At 40.0% G+C, this 18821-nt stretch carries 14 protein-coding genes; 4 read left to right on the top strand and 10 right to left on the bottom strand.

What is annotated here, in order from left to right:
* Nucleotides 1–44: 44 nt before the first annotated feature.
* Both A9479_RS04610 and A9479_RS04615 read right to left on the bottom strand, forming a co-directional pair.
* Nucleotides 45–1085, bottom strand: coding sequence for a methionine synthase (locus A9479_RS04610; protein WP_064662811.1), 1041 nt, complete (start codon nt 1083–1085; stop codon nt 45–47).
* 31 nt (nt 1086–1116) lie between these two features.
* The gene (locus A9479_RS04615; RefSeq protein WP_064662812.1) at nt 1117–2091 is read right to left on the bottom strand and encodes a DUF1852 domain-containing protein; all 975 of its coding nucleotides are present in this window, start codon (nt 2089–2091) and stop codon (nt 1117–1119) included.
* A 445-nt stretch (nt 2092–2536) separates the two neighbouring features.
* Between A9479_RS04615 and A9479_RS04620 the strand changes: the two genes are divergently transcribed.
* Both A9479_RS04620 and A9479_RS04625 read left to right on the top strand, forming a co-directional pair.
* Nucleotides 2537–3346 (top strand): sulfite exporter TauE/SafE family protein, encoded by an 810-nt coding sequence (locus tag A9479_RS04620; RefSeq protein WP_064662813.1) that lies wholly within the window; start codon nt 2537–2539, stop codon nt 3344–3346.
* Nucleotides 3347–3411: 65 nt separating this feature from the next.
* Complete coding sequence (locus tag A9479_RS04625; protein WP_064662814.1) at nt 3412–3786, top strand: hypothetical protein; 375 nt, start codon at nt 3412–3414, stop codon at nt 3784–3786.
* A gap of 60 nt (nt 3787–3846) precedes the next feature.
* Here the strand turns inward: A9479_RS04625 and nhaR are convergent, their stop codons facing one another.
* On the bottom strand, nt 3847–4740 hold the full coding sequence (gene nhaR, locus A9479_RS04630) for a transcriptional activator NhaR (RefSeq protein WP_064662815.1): 894 nt from the start codon (nt 4738–4740) through the stop codon (nt 3847–3849).
* A gap of 109 nt (nt 4741–4849) precedes the next feature.
* Between nhaR and A9479_RS04635 the strand changes: the two genes are divergently transcribed.
* Nucleotides 4850–5161 (top strand): hypothetical protein, encoded by a 312-nt coding sequence (locus A9479_RS04635; RefSeq protein WP_008110823.1) that lies wholly within the window; start codon nt 4850–4852, stop codon nt 5159–5161.
* Nucleotides 5162–5457: 296 nt separating this feature from the next.
* On the opposite strand, the gene A9479_RS04640 is transcribed toward A9479_RS04635, so the two are convergent.
* Both A9479_RS04640 and A9479_RS04645 read right to left on the bottom strand, forming a co-directional pair.
* Nucleotides 5458–7794, bottom strand: a complete 2337-nt coding sequence (locus A9479_RS04640; RefSeq protein WP_064662816.1) for a S9 family peptidase — start codon at nt 7792–7794, stop codon at nt 5458–5460.
* 134 nt (nt 7795–7928) lie between these two features.
* Nucleotides 7929–8816 (bottom strand): LysR family transcriptional regulator, encoded by an 888-nt coding sequence (locus A9479_RS04645; protein WP_033103181.1) that lies wholly within the window; start codon nt 8814–8816, stop codon nt 7929–7931.
* A gap of 71 nt (nt 8817–8887) precedes the next feature.
* Here A9479_RS04645 and A9479_RS04650 point away from each other — a divergent pair, with 71 nt between their 5' ends.
* The gene (locus tag A9479_RS04650) at nt 8888–9784 is read left to right on the top strand and encodes an MBL fold metallo-hydrolase (protein ID WP_156520090.1); all 897 of its coding nucleotides are present in this window, start codon (nt 8888–8890) and stop codon (nt 9782–9784) included.
* Between the two features lie 75 nt (nt 9785–9859).
* Here the strand turns inward: A9479_RS04650 and A9479_RS04655 are convergent, their stop codons facing one another.
* The 5 genes from A9479_RS04655 to A9479_RS04675 form a co-directional block, all read right to left on the bottom strand.
* The gene (locus A9479_RS04655) at nt 9860–10657 is read right to left on the bottom strand and encodes a class III extradiol ring-cleavage dioxygenase (protein ID WP_064662817.1); all 798 of its coding nucleotides are present in this window, start codon (nt 10655–10657) and stop codon (nt 9860–9862) included.
* A gap of 105 nt (nt 10658–10762) precedes the next feature.
* Complete coding sequence (gene rmuC / locus A9479_RS04660; RefSeq protein ID WP_064662821.1) at nt 10763–12232, bottom strand: DNA recombination protein RmuC; 1470 nt, start codon at nt 12230–12232, stop codon at nt 10763–10765.
* A gap of 589 nt (nt 12233–12821) precedes the next feature.
* Nucleotides 12822–15968, bottom strand: a complete 3147-nt coding sequence (locus A9479_RS04665; protein WP_064662818.1) for a DEAD/DEAH box helicase — start codon at nt 15966–15968, stop codon at nt 12822–12824.
* Between the two features lie 426 nt (nt 15969–16394).
* Nucleotides 16395–17357: a hypothetical protein gene (locus A9479_RS04670; RefSeq protein WP_064662819.1), complete on the bottom strand. Its 963-nt coding sequence runs from the start codon at nt 17355–17357 to the stop codon at nt 16395–16397.
* 15 nt (nt 17358–17372) lie between these two features.
* Complete coding sequence (locus tag A9479_RS04675) at nt 17373–18611, bottom strand: AAA family ATPase (protein ID WP_008464468.1); 1239 nt, start codon at nt 18609–18611, stop codon at nt 17373–17375.
* Between the last annotated feature and the right edge of the window lie 210 nt (nt 18612–18821).

The raw sequence follows: 18821 nt of genomic DNA on the forward strand, positions 1-18821 counted from the left end.
ACATGTGCTAAGGTGTGGCTTTTTACAGCAGCTATAACTAAAAATTAAGCGACATTTGCTGCTAATAGTTCGTTACGTACTAACTCTGCGCCTTTGCTTAGGGCGTTGAGCTTACCGTTTGCAATATTGCGGGGCAGGGGGGCCATGCCGCAGTTGGTGCATGGGTAGAGTTTGTCGGCATCTACATATTTAAGTGCTTCGCGTAGAGTTTTGGCCACCTCTTCAGGGGTTTCTATAGTATTAGTGGCTACATCGATTGCGCCCACCATTATTTTTTTACCGCGTACGAGTTCGAGTAGCTCTATAGGTACATGTGAGTTTTGGCATTCGAGCGAAATAATATCAATATTCGATTTTTGCAGCTTAGGAAATACTTCTTCGTATTGTCGCCACTCGGTACCAAGGGTTTTCTTCCAATCGGTGTTGGCTTTAATGCCGTAGCCGTAGCAAATATGCACGGCGGTTTCGCATTTTAACCCTTCTATGGCTCGCTCAAGGCAGGCTATGCCCCAGTCGTTTACCTCGTCAAAAAACACGTTAAAAGCGGGTTCATCAAATTGAATTATATCGACCCCTGCGGCTTCTAGCTCTTTGGCTTCTTGGTTGAGTATTTTAGCAAATTCCCACGCTAGTTTTTCACGGCTTTTATAGTGATCGTCATACAGGGTGTCGATCATGGTCATTGGCCCAGGCAGTGCCCATTTAATTGGTTGGCTGGTTTGCTGGCGTAAAAACTTGGCGTCTTCAACAAATACCGATTTAGTGCGAGACACAGGGCCAACCACTGTGGGTACGCTGGCGTCGTAACGGTCGCGAATTTTAACCGTTTTGCGGTTTTCAAAATCAACGCCATTTAAGTGCTCAATAAAGGTGGTTACAAAGTGTTGACGGGTTTGTTCGCCGTCGCTGACTATATCTACGCCTGCGGTTTGTTGCTCGTGTAGGGAAATGCGCAGGGCGTCGTGTTTGCCATCAACCAGCTCATTGCCTTGTAATTTCCATGGTGACCATAAGGTTTCGGGTTCAGCAAGCCATGACGGTTTTGGCAAGCTGCCTGCTGATGATGTAGGTAATAGTTTTTTCATAATAAATGCTGCCTTTAATTTTGTTATGTGATTAGGCGATACTCGCCGAGAACTGCTGCAGCACTGATTGATAAGGCTTAATAAAATGCTGCTCGGTGAATTTACCTTGCTCAACCGCTAATTGACCTCGCTCTGCGCGGTCATACACAATTTGCGTTAACGAATGATCGTCATTTTTTAAATTCGGTTTATAACGACTACCTGCGGCGGCATTAGCATTATAAATTTCTGGACGATAAATTTTTTGAAACGTTTCCATGGTGCTAATAGTGCTAATTAGTTCAAGGTTGCTGTAGTCGTTTAGCAGGTCACCAAAAAAGTAAAACGCTAACGGTGCAACGCTGTTTGGTGGCATAAAGTAGCGCACTTGTAAGCCCATTTTTTTAAAGTATTGCTCTGTTAACGACGACTCATTAGGCTGATACTCTACGCCTAAGATAGGGTGTAGATTTTCGGTTTGCTGATAGGTTTTGTTATCAGACACGCTTAAACAAATAACCGGTGGCTTTTTAAAATGCTGTTTATAGGTATTTGAGTTTACAAAGCATTTAAACAACTTGCCGTGTAAGTCACCAAAGTTATCGGGAATGCTAAATTGCGGTTTGCTTTTGTTATGCTCAAGCAATAACACACTAAAATCGTAGTCGCGCACATACGATGAAAAGTTATTACCCACTATGCCTTCAATTCGCTCGTTCGTTTGGCGATCAATAATATTGGTTTTTAATACCTCAATTGACGGAAATGCTTGGCCACTGCCTGCAATGTCTAAATCAACCGAAATGATCTTGAGCTCAACCTCGTAACGATCCCCTTGTGGGTTATCCCAACTGGCCAGTGCATTAAAGCGGTTGTTGATCATTTTTAGGGTATTACGCAGGTTTTGTTGGCGGCTTTCACCCCTTGCTAAATTAGCGAAATTGGTCGTAATACGTGTGTTATTTGATGGATGGTAGTTTTCATCCAAGTTAGTGCTTTTAATAGTAAATGCAAGATCAGTGCTCATAGCCGTATCCTTTCAATCTGAGTTGTTGCTGCTTTTATTGATGGCGCATTACTCGCTGTTAAAACCGACATAACGGGTTAGCTGTAATGGTGCTGTGCAGAGTTAATAAATTTATACGCGCTATGTAGCATGAAGAAAAACGGTATTATTTCAGGTAAAACATGAGCCAGATTCATTCTGTAGCAAAGTTAAATGGATAAATTAGACTAGTAGACGCTCCCACTCAGACAAAACCCACTTTAGAAGTCTAGATTTCTAGATGTTTTTACGGGTATTGTGATTTATTCATACAAAACGTGAGTATTATTCAATGCTCATAAGTACTTAAAGTCCAATTTGCATAAACGGTTGTTGATATACTCGAATAAACTTAGGTGAGCTTAAGCGCTTTATTAAGCAGCTCGCCGTTGCAGAACTTTCCACAACATAAGAAGAGACAAAAGGAATGAGTGATTTAATAGTGTTAATTATATACTGCGCCATATTAGGTAGCGGTGTTGGTTTTTTAGCAGGCCTTTTAGGAATAGGGGGCGGGCTGGTGATTGTGCCCATACTCAGCATGATATTACTGCACTTTAATGCTTTGCCACCTGAACAAGTAGTGGTGGTTGCCATTGCGACCTCGCTGGCCTCTATTTTATTTACTTCGACCTCATCGGCTATTGCGCATCATAAAAATGGCAATGTACCCTGGGATATTGCACCTTGGGTGATGGCAGGCGTTGCCTTTGGTGCGCTTATTAGTGGCTTTATGGCTGCGCTATTACCTGAGCATGTAGTGCGTTTGGTATTTGCAGTAAGTGTGGTGCTAATTGCACTAAAAATGATTTTTTCAGGTAAAAGTGATTCAGCAATAGCGCGCCCGTTGCCAAGCAAAGGGCTGCTAAGTGTTTATACGACCATAACCGGTGGCTTGTCTGCCATGATTGGCATTGGCGGCGGGGCAGTATTAGTGCCGCTACTAACGTTTTTTTCTGTTGATATGAAAAAAGCCATAGGCTGCGCCTCGGCCTCAGGCATTGTGATAGCACTGTTTGGATCAATGGGTTATATCAGCTCTGGCAGCCAGTTATTTAGCCTAAAAGAGGGATTTGCAGGCTTTGTATATTTGCCAGCTTTATTGGGTATTGTATGCACCTCATGGTTTACCGCGCCACTCGGTGCTAAAGCTACGCATTATTTGCCAGTTTCAACCATAAAGAAAATATTTGCCGGCTTATTAATTGTAATGGCAATTAATATGTTTACTCGATAAGGTTAAAGTTCGCAGGCTTGCTTGCGAATATATTTTGAAATAATAAACTTTAAGGCAAGGATGCTATGAAAATAGTTAAATTAAGGGATAAAGTTGATAAAACAATCTTAAGTGTTGCTTTGTTCTTTTTGATATCACCTATTATAGGGTTAATTACAGGAGCTGCTCATCAGCTTGGAACGACAGGCAGCGACTATCAACAAGCATCGTTAATTGATGACCCAGAGCAATACTGGCAAATTTTTATCATGCAACTTACTATTACTTTAGCTATCGGTATCCAAGGATTTATTACATTTCCAGCCTTAATTGCCGCACGCCAAAAAGTACTAAAGTTTAGAGATAACAATAAAATAGTAGCCAATATCATATTTTATTTGCTCACTCCGGTATTCTTTATCGCTTTGTTGATATTTTTAATATATTTATTTGAACTGTAAGGTTTTAGATCCGTACCCCGCACCGCGACGCCCGTCAATCTTAAAGCGATTAACTAAAATCTACGTCATTTGCGCGTGCTTTATAAATTCGTCATAAATACTGTCTTTAATGAGCCTGTCGGGCGTAAAGGCATAATAATGCTGATAAACATTATCAATTGTACCAATGTAATTAACGCCGTAATGGCGCTCTACTTCGGCTCTTACCAAAATAGGCGCAGGGAATATACCAAACCCTTGCTCACCTAACGACTTCATTAATGCGCTGTCGTCAACATGCCCAGCTATTGTCATTTCAATCTCTTGCTCTTGCAGCCAATAATAAATAGCACGCGCGACGGGGCTTTCTTTTGCAGGGAGCACTAAAGGCTTGTTATTTAAAGACTGCGGAAACTGCTTATGTAGTTGCGAATGCCATGTTTCGTTACCAAAAAGAGCGATTTGGCTTTTACCTATTTCATGGCAAAACGCCTTAAATGGCAAGGTGGTATCGAGTGGTTTATCAGCTAAAACTAAATCGATCTTATGAATCGCCATTTGCGCAAGCAGTTCATCTTGTTGGCCGTCAATACAGTGCAAGTTGGTAATACGGTCGTTATTAATTAAAGGCGCTAGCCACTTCGACACCAGTGATTTAGGCAACACGTCTGAAATACCGACCTTTAACGTTCGTGAGTATTGCGTGGTATCACCTTGCGTGGTTTCTAGCCATTCATGAGCAATAGCAAACATATCATTAGTGTACTGCTGAGTTACATGGCCAAACTCCGTTAACTGTAGGCCCCGCCCTTGGCGAATAAATAGCGGTTTTCCTAGTCGTTGCTCTAAGTTAGTAATTTGCGAGCTGACCGTTTGCGGCGTTAAATTAAGTATTTTACTCGCCGCTGCAATACTGCCGTGCTTACTTACTTGCCAAAAATAATATAAGTGATTGTAGTTGATGTTGGTAATCATTCGAAAATACCTGTTTTAAAGTAAGAAATAATCAGCTTTTTCCTTTGCCACTAAGTTAGTAGATTACAGTCATGCCTGCAACATAGTTACTATTAAAAGGTGTAATTGCATGAAGCTAAAACTTACAGTTAAAAACAAGATAATTAACGCAAGTGAAAAGATGTCGCTTTTAAAGTTGATAAAAAGCCAATTGGCAAAACATGCTTTAAATATTCGTAAAGTTGAGATTCAAATAAATGATCTTTCGAGTGAGCGCCACGGCACTTTGCAGCAATGCAAAATTAATATTCTTTTACCTGGGCTACCCAGTATTAATGTAAATACAAAGGGAAGAAGTATGCTGCAAGCGATAAAGCGGGCACTTAAAAGTTTGCAGCACATTCTCGTTAATAAGTATCAACCTTCGCAACCAAGCTCTTAATATCGCACTTGTAGTAGCAAGGATGCTACTTTTTTAATGCCACTCTAATTCCAAGCTATGTTTAATAATAAACGATTCACTTATTACCTGTTGAGCCTTTAACGCATTGCTATTGAGCAAAGCCGCCTTTCTTTGTTGGGTTTCGTTACACTCTACCCAACTTACCGTAACTAAAAACCTTTACCCTTTTTCCTTTAACCTTTAAACCCAGCTGTAAACCCCCGTTACACTTTGATTAAAAAAGCCGCACACTAATAATTAGAGTGCGGCTTTAGTATTTTATTTTTTTAAAGCGATTACTTGTTTAATAAGTGCTTTTCAAAAAAGTCAGCCATCATAGTATGGTAATGCAAAGTGGTGCCCTTGCCTTCGCGCAAGCTGTGTGAACGGTTAGGGTATGAGAAAAACTCAAACTGCTTGTTGTGCTTAACGAGTTCGTCAATTAAACGCTCTGAGCCTTGATAATGCACGTTATCATCGCCTGTGCCGTGAATAAGCAATAGCTTACCGGTTAGGTTTTTAGCAAAGGTAATCGGCGAGGTGTTATCGTAACTCTCAGGGTCGGTGTTTGGGTTGCCCGCATAACGCTCTTGGTAAATGGTGTCGTACAAACGAATGTCTGGCACGGGTGCTGAGGCAATGCCCACTTTAAATTTATCACCGTGGCGGAATAACAAGTTAAGGGTTGAACTACCGCCCCCTGAATGCCCCCACACACCAACACGGTCTGTGTCTATTACATCCCAACGTTTAGCCATAGCATCTAGGGCGTCTACTTGATCTTGCACGGTAATTGAGCCAATTTTTTTATAAATCGATTTACGCCAATCGCGGCCTTTTGGTGCACGTGTACCGCGGTTATCAACCGATGCCACAATAAAGCCTTTTTGCGTTAACAGTGCTTTATACAGGTAACTGTTGCCTTCCCAGCGGTCTTGCACAGTTGAACCCCATGGTTCGCCGTATACGTAAAACACAATTGGGTATTTTTTACTTTTATCCATGTTCTCTGGGAACATAATGTAGCCGTCAAGCTCGGTGCCATCTTGCGCGTTTACTTTAAAAAACTCATGCTTTGGTAAGCTTTGCTCAGCAAGCTTTTGTTTAAGCTTTGTATTCTCAACTAAGGTTTTTACATTACTATGATCGCTCACTTTAATGATCTCTTTAGTCGGTGGCGTACCAAATTTTGAGTAAGTATGCATTGCCCATGAGGCATCTTTTGACATGTAGTAGCTGTTTGATCCCTCAAACTCAGCAGGTGTGACCCGTACCGGTTTGCTGCTGCCATCGAGCGGTGTGCTGTATAAATAACGCTGACCAGGATCGTTTGGCGACGCAATAAAATACATTACGTTTTTATCTTCATTGATGCTCAGCATATCAATAATGTCGTAATCGCCTGGGGTTAGGTCGATAATAGTTTTGCCATCGCGCGATACACGGTAAAGATGACGCCAACCGTCGCGTTCGCTATGCCAAATAAAAAACTCGCCGTCTTTTGACCAGTTTGCTTTATAAAACCATTCGATAAACGCATCGTCTTTGTCTTCTAAAATCTTGGTCAGTTGCTGCTTTTGCCAATCAAACAACCACACTTTGTTATGGCTTTGCGGGCGGTTTAAGTCTTGAATCATTAATTCATTACCGGTGCCAGCCCAGCTAATACGCGGAATATAACGGTCGCGGTTATCGCCTTCAAGCTCAGCCCAACGGGTTTGTTTATCAGCAAGGCTTACCACACCAACACGCACGGCAGAGTTGGTTTCACCGGCCTTAGGATAAGGGAATTCTTTAAGGGTAGGGTACAGTTCGTCAGTGTTGTTGATCATAGTGAAAAATTTAACGTCACTGGTATCAAGCTGCCAATAGGCGATTGATTTGTTGTCGGGGCTCCAACGAAAACCATCGGCAATGGTGAATTCTTCTTCGTATACCCAATCAAAATTACCGTTAACTATGGTGGCGCTGCCATCGGTTGTAAGCGCGGTTACATCGTTACTGCCAACCGCTTGCATATAAATGTTGTTGTCGCGCACGTAGGCTACTTTTGAACTATCTGGCGAGAACTTAGCAAACATTAACTTAGTAGGCTCAACATCCAAGCCACCTAATTGCTGTAACTGGTTAGTCTCAAGGTTGAGTAACCAAAAATCCCCTCGACTGCGAGAGCGCCAAACTTGCTCGCTGTTGGTAAATACCATCAGCCATTTACCGTCTTTTGACCACTGATAGCTTTCGATTGCAAATGGCTCGTCTGCGCCCTCTGGCAACAGTTTTTCAAACTCAACCAGTACTTTACGGCCTGTGCCGTCAGCATTGTAAAATACAATGTCGTTGCCTTTTACGCCGTGCTCTTTTTCATCATCAACGTTGTTATCGTCTGCTTTTTCTTTTTCGCTTTCGCGCTCTTCAAGCACAGTGTAGCCGGTACCATCGTCTAGCCACTTAAAGTAAGTGCTTCGCTGGGTTTTAAATTCTTTATCTTTATAAATTTGCGCTAGGCTTAATGGATTATTCACGGTACTCATCGCTGCATTGTTGTTAGTTGTTATGCTGGTACTTGAACATGCTTGCAAGCCTAAGCCCGCAACAATGGCCAGTGCCAAGCCCGATGTTTTGATCAGATTCATTGTTATTGTTCCTTGGGTCTGTTGGCCTTTATGGATTAAGGCGCTTATTACATTTACTGTAACAAAATAACGTACACAATATCAGCATGCTTAACGCACAAAGCTATGGTTTAAACCCAAACTTTTATAATTAATTACCATGCTGGATTTTTAAATTCTTCACTGAGCGTGTCGATTAGTGCTCTTACTGTTGCTGATAAATGCTGACGAGAAGGGTAAAGCACATATATTTTCATTGGGTTTAATGTCCATGGCGCTAATACACGTTGCAAGCGACCATCCAGTATATATTGATTTGCCAAATACGTAGGCTGCACTGAAATACCACCACCGGCTATAGCTGCATGAAGTAATGTGGTGGCCTCGTTTGCACTTAAATTGCATTTAACATCAACCGATTGAAACTCATCCCCGTTGTGTAAATGCCAAATATATCGGTCGAAGTTTTTATAGCCTAAACATTGATGAGTGCTTAACTGTTGTGGTGTCGTTATTGGCGGATAATCTGCAAGGTAATCAGCTGAGGCCACTAATATAGATTCACACTCGGCAATAGGTTTACCTATTAACGAAGGATCAGGATTGGCTGCAATACGTATTGCCAAATCAACACGTTGCTCTATTAGATCTGTGGTTGAGTCTTCAAGATCTATGTCTATTTGCACGTTAGAGTGACGTTTCATAAAACGTGTAAATATAGGGGCTAATTGTGCAAAACCTAACGACATACTGGTCGCTACTCGTATTTTACCTGACAACTGTTGCTGGCTTTTAGTTTGTTCAACTAAACGGTTAGCCTGTGCTAACCATTGCTCTATTTCGGGTAAACAGGCCTCGCCGGCGGTGGTAAGCGTTACTTTACGGGTAGTGCGATGCAATAAGCGCGTATTTAACCAGGCCTCTGCCGACTCAATATGACGAGTAACCATAGGGCGTGACATTTCAAGCCGATCGGCAGTGGCAGTAAAACTGCCTGAGTAGGCAACATCAACAAAAACCTGTGCTGCGGTGAGTTTATCCATAGTATTTGCACGATTTATGAAACAATGATGCTAATTATTGGTTGTTTTTCTGAACATATCAAACCTTTATTATGCTCGCATTAGCAACCAATGATGAGAATACCATGAACCTACGCACGCTTTTACTAAGCACACTATTAGCCAGCAATATCGCTATTGCAGACGAAACCCCACTAACCCTTGATGTGTATAACGCTGACAGCAATAGCTTTCATGTTAATGCCACGCTGGTTTATGGCCGTACCGATGCAATTTTAATTGATACCGGATTTACCAAAGCAGATGCACTGCGCATTGCCGCCAAAGTAATTGACTCTGGCAAACAACTAAAAACTATTTTTATTAGCCAAGCCGATCCTGATTACTACTTTGGCGCTGAAGTGTTACAGCAGTTTTTTCCTGACGTAGAGATTATAACCACACCGGCAGTGCACCAAAAAATAGCAGCAAAGCTTAAAGGTAAACTTGCTTTCTGGACCCCAAAAATGGGTGAAAACGCACCAAAAAACCCCGTCGTACCTAAGGTATTTAATGGTAATAGCTTAAAAATAGAAGGCCATACCATTGAAATTCGTGGCACAGAGGGTGAGCATAATCATCGCCCATATTTATGGATCCCTGATAATAAAGCTATTTTAGGGAATGTGGCTGTATACGCTAATGTTCATTTATGGATGGCCGATGCACAAACTCAGGCAGAGCAAAATGCATGGGCAAAGCAACTTAATGAAATGAAAGCACTCAACCCTGACGTGGTGATCCCTGGGCATATGAAAGCAGGCACTCAATTAGATGCTGCAAATATTGATTTTTCAATCCAGTATTTAAAGGATTTTGCACACGCTAAGCAAAGTAGTGATAGCAGTAAGCTGCTGATAGATAAAATGACCAACTCATACCCAGAGGCTGTATTACCTATGGCTCTTAGCATTGGCGCTAAAGTTCATAAAGGCGAAATGAAATGGTAATTGCTTACGCTTAACCACTGTAATAAATACAGTAGAACCAAAAAACACGCCTAGCAAAGTCTGGCGTGTTTTTTATTATTGCCACAAATACATACTGGCTCGTTTATTGGCAATATTTAATTCAAATACCTCAGTGCTTGCACACATAGCAGCGCCATAGCATACATGTAGCGGTAACAAGTGCTCTTCTCTAGGGTGATTAAAGCGTGCAGCTGGAGCTTGCTGCCATGCTAATAATTGCTGTTCACGCTGTTGCTCGGTTAATGTTTGATCTGCGATTGTGCTTACCAACCAATTTTCAAATGCCTGATTTTGCTGGTTAACATCGTTTGACTGAGTAACACCAAAAGCGCGCATATTATGGAAGGTAAAGCCTGAGCCTATAATTAATAAGTTATCGTAATCAATACTTTGCAACGCTTTACCAATTTCAACATGCAACAGCGGATCAAGGCTTGGGTGCAAGGATATTTGCACACAGGGAATATCGGCCTCTGGATACATAATTTTTAACGGTACAAACATACCGTGATCGTAGCCACGCTGTGGATCGAGTTTTGAGTCAATATTATGTGTTGCGAGCGCTTGCTGTACTAAATTAGCAAGTTGCGGCTCGCCGACACAAGGGTAAGTTAATTGATACGCCTGCTCAGGAAAACCGTAGTAATCGTAAATAAGTGGCGGTGAAGAGTGCGCGGTTATACTAATTGGTTGAGCTTCCCAATGCGCGCTGACCATTAAAATAGCAGAAGGCTTTGGGATTGTAGCGGCAACCTGTTTTAAGCAGGCTCGCATTTCTGCATGGTTGGCATCACCTAGTAATGGCATTGGGCCGCCACCATGAGAAATGAAAAAAACAGTTGGGCGTTGCATGTGGTTAATCCTAAAGGACAGATATTATTATAGTGCCTGCGCAGTTAGTAAATAACTAGCCACATAAATGCACAACCTCAGTGCGCAAATATTATATGTGGTGTTTTATTCATCAAGCTCTAAGTGAGCGCGTTCAACGCTTTCTTGAGGTAACTCTTTTTGCACCGATACACCCAGCTCTTTAAATTCTGAGGCTTGTTTAATTAAGTTACCTTTACCACGGTATAACTGAGAAAATGCTTTATCGTAGGTTTCTTTGGCTTTATCGAGCTGTTTACCCACCCCTTCCATACTGGTTAAAAAGCCGTTGAGCTTACTGTAAAAACGCTCAGCACGATTAGCCAGCTCTTTTGAATATTTAGTTTGCTCTTCAAAGCGCCATAACTGCTTAACAATATTTAAACTGGTTAGCAGGGTAGTAGGAGTAGCAACCAAAATGTTTTTTTCAATTGCTTGCTGGTAAATGTCGCTTTGGTATTTAAGTGCTTCTACAAAGGCGGATTCAATCGGTACAAACATAATAACAACCTCAGGCGAGTTTATCCCTGGTAAACGGTCATACGATTTACTGGCCAACTCATTTATACGGGAAGTTACGGCATTTACATGCTCTTTAATCGCTTGTTGAGATTCCAGCTCTGTTTCGGCATTTACGTAGCGGGTATAGGCATTTAACGATGTTTTTGCATCAATCACTAAGTGCCGACCTTGGGGTAAATACACCACCACATCAGGGCGCAAACGACCGTCCTCGGTATTAAACGACACTTCTCGTTTATAATCAGTACCTGCTCGCAAGCCTGCGCTATCAAGCACGTTTTCAAGCATTAACTCGCCCCAATTACCTTGGGTTTTCTTTTGCCCTTGTAAGGCATTGCTTAGCTTGTCAGCCTGCTCGGTAATGGCTTGGCTTTTGGCTTGTAAATGCAATAGCTCGGTTTTAAGTGCTGCACGTTGTTTTAAATCTTCAACGTGAATAGATTCCATTTTATCTCTAAAGCCTTTTAGCTCACCTTGAACCGGCTTGAGTAACTGCTCTATGCTTTCTTGATTGAGGGTTTTAAATTTTTGCGATTTTTCTTCTAAGATTTGATTGGCTAAATTTTCGAATTCTTTTTTAAGTATTTCTTTGCTTTGCTCTATTTGCGCAAGCTGCTCAATAAAATGCTGCTGTTTTTGCTCAAGAGTGGTGCGTATATTATTAAGCTCGACATCGCGTAGGTTATATTGCTCGCGCAGAGCAGTAAGTTCGGCCTCGGCTTTACGCCAATATTGATTGTATTGTTGGCTTTGTTTTTCTTGCTCAGTTAATCGCGTTTTAAAATGTTGCGCCTGATCACGTTGCTCTTGATGAGTAAGCCCTAACAAGTCGTGCTCTTCCACTAAAGAGGCATATTGGTTTTGCGTATGCTCATACTGGCTTTGTAATAACAATAACTGTTGTTGCTGCTCACTCACTTGGCGCTTTATTTTTTTGCTTAACTGGACTGATACAACGCTGAAAATAGCCATACCGGCTATAGCGCCAGTACCAACACTTAACCAATCTAAATGGGATAAAAACGAAGTAAACATAGAATAAACTTTTAAAATATAGTGACATGCCATCATAACGAATTACGCTCTTTAGCAGTAGGGTAAAACACTAAATTAAGCGCATAAAAAAAGCCAGCTAGTAAAGCTGGCTCAATATTACTAAATTAGTAATCAAACAGGGAAATCAACATGAAACTTGTAAAACAACATATCAACTACAAGCATAATAGTAGACGCGCTGCGTTTAAATTAGTTCAAAATAATTTTAAAAAAGTTGAATATGAGGCATAAAAAAAGCCAGCTAATAAAGCTGGCTCAATATTACTAAATTAGTAATCAAACAGGGAAATCAACATGAAACTTGTATAACAACACATCAACTACAAGCATAATAATAGACCCAGCCATTTGTGATTAGTTCAAAATAAATTAAATAAAAAAATAAATATTTTTAAAAGCAAAAAAAAGCCAGCGCATTACTGGCTGGCTTAATCATTACTATGTCTAGTAACTACTATATGGGATATCAACATGAAAGCTTGGAGAAACTGCAATTTAACCAAGCATATTAATAGACGCCTACAATTTAAATAAGTTCAAAAACTCGTCATGATTTTTTAAAATTATTTTAGCTTTTAATTAAAGACAGCATTTGTTGTTCGTCAAACTGGGTAAAACTCATTGATTTTTCGGTAAATAATGCATCTACAAGCGCTTGCTTATCTTGCTGCATTTGAAATACTTTTTGTTCAATAGAGTTAGCCATAATTAGTTTATAAACAAACACTGGGTTTGTTTGCCCAATTCGATAAGCACGATCGGTGGCTTGTTTTTCAACGGCTGGGTTCCACCATGGATCAAAATGAATAACGGTGTCGGCTTGGGTTAAATTAAGCCCTGTACCACCGGCTTTTAAGCTAATTAAAAACACGGAAGTGTTACCACTGGTAAATTCGTCTATTACTTTATCGCGATGGCGCGTTTGCCCAGTTAGCATACTAAAATTAATATTTAGCTCATTTAAACGCTCGGCAATTAAATCAAGGGCAGAGGTAAACTGGCTAAATATAATCACTTTACGGCCAAGGCTAAGCATTAAAGGTAAGTGACTCGATAACCATTCTAATTTAGCACTGGCTGCCTCAGTTTCAGGTTCAATGAGTTTAGGATGACAACAAATTTGGCGTAACTTTAATAGAGCTTCTAAAAAAGCGAGTTTACTTTTTTGTACGCCTTGCTCGGCAAATAAATCAATCAGTTTTTCTTCAAGCGCACGAGTTATACCTTGGTACATATCTTTTTGTTTAGGTTCAAACTCAAACTCTTTTATAAGTTCGGTTTTTTGCGGTAGCTCTTGAGCCACTTGGGCTTTAGTACGGCGCAAAATAAACGGCATAATTAACGCTTTTAGTTGCTCTGCACGTTCAATGTTGCTTTCGCGTTCAATAGGGCCTTGAAAATGCTGCTTAAAGTGCGCCTGTGAACCTAAAAGCGAGGGCATTGCAAAGTCGAGCAATGACTTTAATTCAAATAAATTGTTTTCAATTGGGGTGCCACTTAAACAAAGCTTAAAGTCGGCATTTAAACGTTTTACCAACCGCGAAACTTGTGCGGTATCGTTTTTAATATACTGGGCTTCATCAAGAATAATGTTTTCAAAATACAGCGGTGAGTAATAAGCAATGTCACGTTTTAATAGCGGATACGTGGTTAAAATACATTGCGCTTGTGCCAAATGCTGCAACGAATCATTTCGGTGTGCACCAAAAATAGTGGTCACTTTTAAGCTTTTTGCGAACTTGGTAATTTCGTTTTGCCAATTACTCACTAAACTTGTAGGGCACACAATAAGCGTAGGCCCTGCTTGCGGTGTATTGTATGAGCTTGCTAAGTAGGCAATCACTTGTAACGTTTTACCCAAGCCCATATCATCCGCTAAAATCCCACCTAACTGATTACGCTTTAAAAAGTTAAGCCAAGCCACGCCTTCTTGCTGATACTCTCTTAATACTACAGAATCGTGTAAGCCATGAATGGCAGTGTTAGGTGATAGCAGTGCATCGTTATTTAGTTCATCAAGGTAACGCTCTAGTGACGGGTCATGTAGCTCTACATTAATAGCTGTGTGCTGAACTAATTCAGGTAAGTATGAAAGCGGAATGTTAAATTCGTCACGGGTTTTAATAAATTCAAATCGCATTTTAAATTCAATTAATAAATTAAAGGCTGCTTTATCAATAACCCCAAATTGACGGCCAACAGGGTAGTAATAAAATAATTCACTTTGACGGTTTAACGATTCATACAGTTTATTATTTACATTTAATAGGGTGGCTACTTTGGTATCGTTTAGCATTACTTTACTATGCATTTGATGACCTGCAGCTCTGTTTACATGCAATGAGATTTGGCTTTTAGTATCAGCAACATTAACTTTGCTCATTGATACTTGCCAACCGCGTTGTTTAAAGCTGGGAAGTACCTCGTGAACTAGCCAATGTAAGTGAATAGCCGATTCCTGACTAAAAATAAACTCGCTGTGTAAACCCCCTTTACAAAAATCGAAGCCTAAGTTGACTAACTCATTGGTAACGGTGTTTTCAAAGGCGCTATTAATTAACTTTGCAGGCGCGGTGCCCGCTAAATAGTTTTTATTTTTATACTTAAACGATAACGAAATAGCCATTACTGAGCCCGACATGCTGACTTTAAGTATGGCATTACTCAACGACTTAACAGGCGTGCTTGGTGTATTAGTAGGGTGGGGAATAACACCTACACCAAAGTTATCAGCAAGCTGCTTATAAATTCGGTCAAAGTTTGTATCGTGCAGCGCCGGTATAGTTTGTAAGTGCGCAATTTCATCAGCACTGAGGGGCGTACGAATACGGCCTAATTTATATTTATCTAAATCTAAGTAGATAGGCGGCGTTGTTTTAATTAACGCCCAATTAGGAATTTGATCCAAGTGAATTTTTAACTGGGTTACCTCTTTTTGTTTTTCCCAAACAAAGTTAAGAGGTAAACCAGGTTGCGCTTTAATAGGTACTCGAGAGCGTTGTAAAAATAATCTGTCTGTGGCTAGTAATTGCTGCAGCGCATTAAAACCCCATTGACCTTTAAGCTCAATATTACCGACCGCATTTTGCGATCGGATCCAGCTATATAATCTAAAATCACTTTCGAGCAAATCGCTAGGGGTTACAAAACTATTAAGCTGTTGCTCAGTTAAATTTCGCCCAAGTGCATAATTATTATTTTTATCGTAGTTGGCAATTTTAGGGGTTAAAAATACTTTGTTGTTTTCTATGTCTAATACAAACAGTAATACTTGCGAGGGTTGAGCTTGGTCGGTGTTTTTAAGTGCGCTTAGTTCACTAAACCAATCATTAATAAAATAATCTTCACCGTACTCACCAGAATGCTCAATTTTAAGCTTTAACAAAATAGCGGCCAAATGGCGGCATTTAGTTTTAACATTACAGGTACAGTGGGTATCGACCGAATAACCAGTTGGTAATTTACTGATCTCAATACGTTGGTTGAACGCGATTCCTTTATCACCTTGCACCGTAGAGTCAACCACAGAAAAATCTGCATTATGTTCTAACCAACTGATTTGGCCGTTTTTATAGTACGATTTTCCTTTGGCCAACACCGCGGGTTTAAATAATTTTTTTATGAATCGCTCAGAAAGAGGAAACTGGGTAGCCTGCTCATTTTTAATTTCTTCAAAAATAGCCATTAAATCATTTTTTGATAAGTTAGCAGACATGTCACTCAAAGTATTAAAATTTAAAAACAATTTTTCCAGTATATGCCTTATCAGCGCTGAGCTAAAGCAATATTATTTTTAAAATAAACTGGTTGGATCTGATTGGTTAGTAAAAAATTGGTTTATAGCGAATTGGCGATCATTGTTTAATTTTGCTCACTAAAAAAGCACGTTTAAATTACAAAATAAAAACAATTAATTAACTTTAAAAGGAGATTTAGTTAGGCTTAGATCAGGTTTTTACTAACAAGGTGAAAAATGGCATTAAAAGGAGGTGTTTAGTTAGTAAAAATATGATCCTTGATGGTTTAAGCCATGTTTTTAGCCTTTTTATGCCACTAAAGATCAGATTTTTACCAACTAAAAAAGAGGTTTAGATCATGTTTTAACTAACCCAACCCCTTTTACAGATCACGATATTACTAACTAATTAAAGGCACTTAATAACTTAGTAAGTTGCTCTAAGCGCTTGTCTGTCATCACTTTATTATTTATTTTAATTGAAACGTCACCACTTTTAAGGTTGCGTTGCACACTAATAAAGTCATTTTCTAAAACCGCTTCACGTTTTGATGCTGTTTTAGGCTCTGCAGTTAGGTATTTAGTAATTAGCATAGCGCGCTTGTCGTCGGCTTCTAAGGCGTTAATTTCATCATTGCTGGCAAGTGCAACAACTAACTCGTTAAATGCTTCATCATCGCGCTCCTTTGCGTTAATCAGCTTTTTAGCAACTTCTCTACCAACATGATTAGCTGTTGGGTAAAGGGCTATAACATCTGCAGATATTTGCTCATACGCTTTTATCGCATCAGCAATCGCTGTATGCGATACCCCTTCAATAACAGCAATTTCACGGTACGAGCCTTTTTTGCCTTGTTGAATAAGATCGTTTCTAGTTTGCTGATACGCTTGACCCAACTCCCAAAGACTAGGGGCAATGTATTGATCTGATGAAACCGCAAGTACTTTGGCATCTTGCTCGCTAAAGTCACTAGAACTCAATACGAGGTAGTCTGCGCCACCTAAAATACAGGCTTTACGACGTCTAGAGCCAGCTAATACAAGGCTCATATCACCTTGCTCCCACAATAGGGCAGGGTGCTGATTACGGCCATCTTCTTTGATAGCAGGAAGAATATCTGCGACTGACTTTTCGTTTAAAAGCGCTTGTACGCGACGATTTTTACCATAAACCTGAGTTGAGTTTTCAATCTCGTTATGTGCTATCACTTTACAAACAAGCGTAATTTCCCGATTAGGATCACTAGGAGCAGGCATACGAATAACGTCGCCTGCATTGGCTTGCTCTAAAAGGGCATCTAAGCTGCTACTGCCAACAGCGGTTGCAAAGGGATCTAAGCGGGTGTCATTTTTACGTTTTTTAGCCATTTTTAGTCAACATCCTTACTTAGGCGTATTTAATTTAGATTGAGTGGATTGCCAATTAGAACGAATTAGCATTTCGAGTTCATCAACTACATCTTTGATATTTTCTTGTGCGCGCATTAATGACTCTCTACTTGCTAAGCTGTCAGATGCTTTTTGGTCAAAGATAGTATTGAACGACGATGAACTGGCGGTAATTGCTGAACTATGATTAATAGGATAGCTCATTACTTGGCGACCAAAAGCACTACGCACATCTTTAACTATGTCGCGTTGTGAGTGATTGCCTTTAACATAATTAGTAACTAAAAATTGCATGAAATCCCAACCATCATGGCCAAGAGCGGCAACGGTATGATAAATCTCACCTAAGCGTTTTAAATATTTATTATTTGCATCAAAGTCTACCGCTTCAGGGTGAACCGGAATTAGCATCGCCGTTGAAGCCATTAATGCATTGTAAAACATAAAGTTAAGCGTTGGCGCTGTATCAATTAAAAGAATGTCAAACTCATCTTTTACCGGATTTATTACTCGTTCTAATAGTTTGTGATAATGACGTGTTTGCTCATAATTGGAGGTGTCTTTGAGTAATGTTGCTGTTTCGTGCTCAAAATAAAAGTCATCCATACCTGATGGTAAAACACGAATATTAGGAATATGTGTTGGTAAAAAAGAGTTAGACACAAATTCAGGCCATGTTTCACCTTCATCAAGGTCAATGCAGTCACGCATCAAATCACCAACGGTAATTGGATCGGGCTCTGAAGATGGGAAAAAGCTTGATGATGACCCTTGAGGATCTAAATCAATTATACCGATACGGTAACGTTTAATGTTAGTAGTAGCGAGTGCAGCAGCAATGTTAACCATGCTTGTTGTTTTACCACAACCACCTTTTAATGAATTAATAACAATAACTTGGAGTTTGTCTGTTGATGCGCGGTGATCAGGCTGTATGTCCATAATATCAGCCATAGCAAAAATATTAACTAAGGTGTAGGCATAGTGGCCGTTTGCACCGCGTTTTATATTTAAATCGTCAAAGTCACCATTGTCATGGCGTCTTTTTAAGGTACGATTATTACAGCCAAGTAAATCAGCTGCTGCTTTTTGGGTGTAAGTTCTTAATTCTTTTTCTTCAGATTTAAGATGGGCGCGGTAATGTTGGATACGTCCTTCTAGTGATTTTTCAGCAACTTCTGCGGTTGCTTTCAAAAGTCGATAAGTATCTAGCGCGTTTTTATTGATAGACATACTTTATTCCTCAAAGTTAGGTGTTTAGTATAATGTCCATTCAATTAGCTGTAAACAACTATTTAAGGCGACATGTGTTTTAAATACATGACATATAAAATAATTTTTACCCCTTTAAGATTGCTTAGTATAAATAAAGAAGTTTAAGTATGGTTAAATATATAAGGTATTTAAGGCTAAGGGTGTAAAATACATATATAACGTAATGAT

The sequence above is a fragment of the Pseudoalteromonas sp. MQS005 genome, from assembly GCF_001661605.1.
Taxonomy (GTDB): Bacteria; Pseudomonadota; Gammaproteobacteria; order Enterobacterales; family Alteromonadaceae; genus Pseudoalteromonas; species Pseudoalteromonas tetraodonis.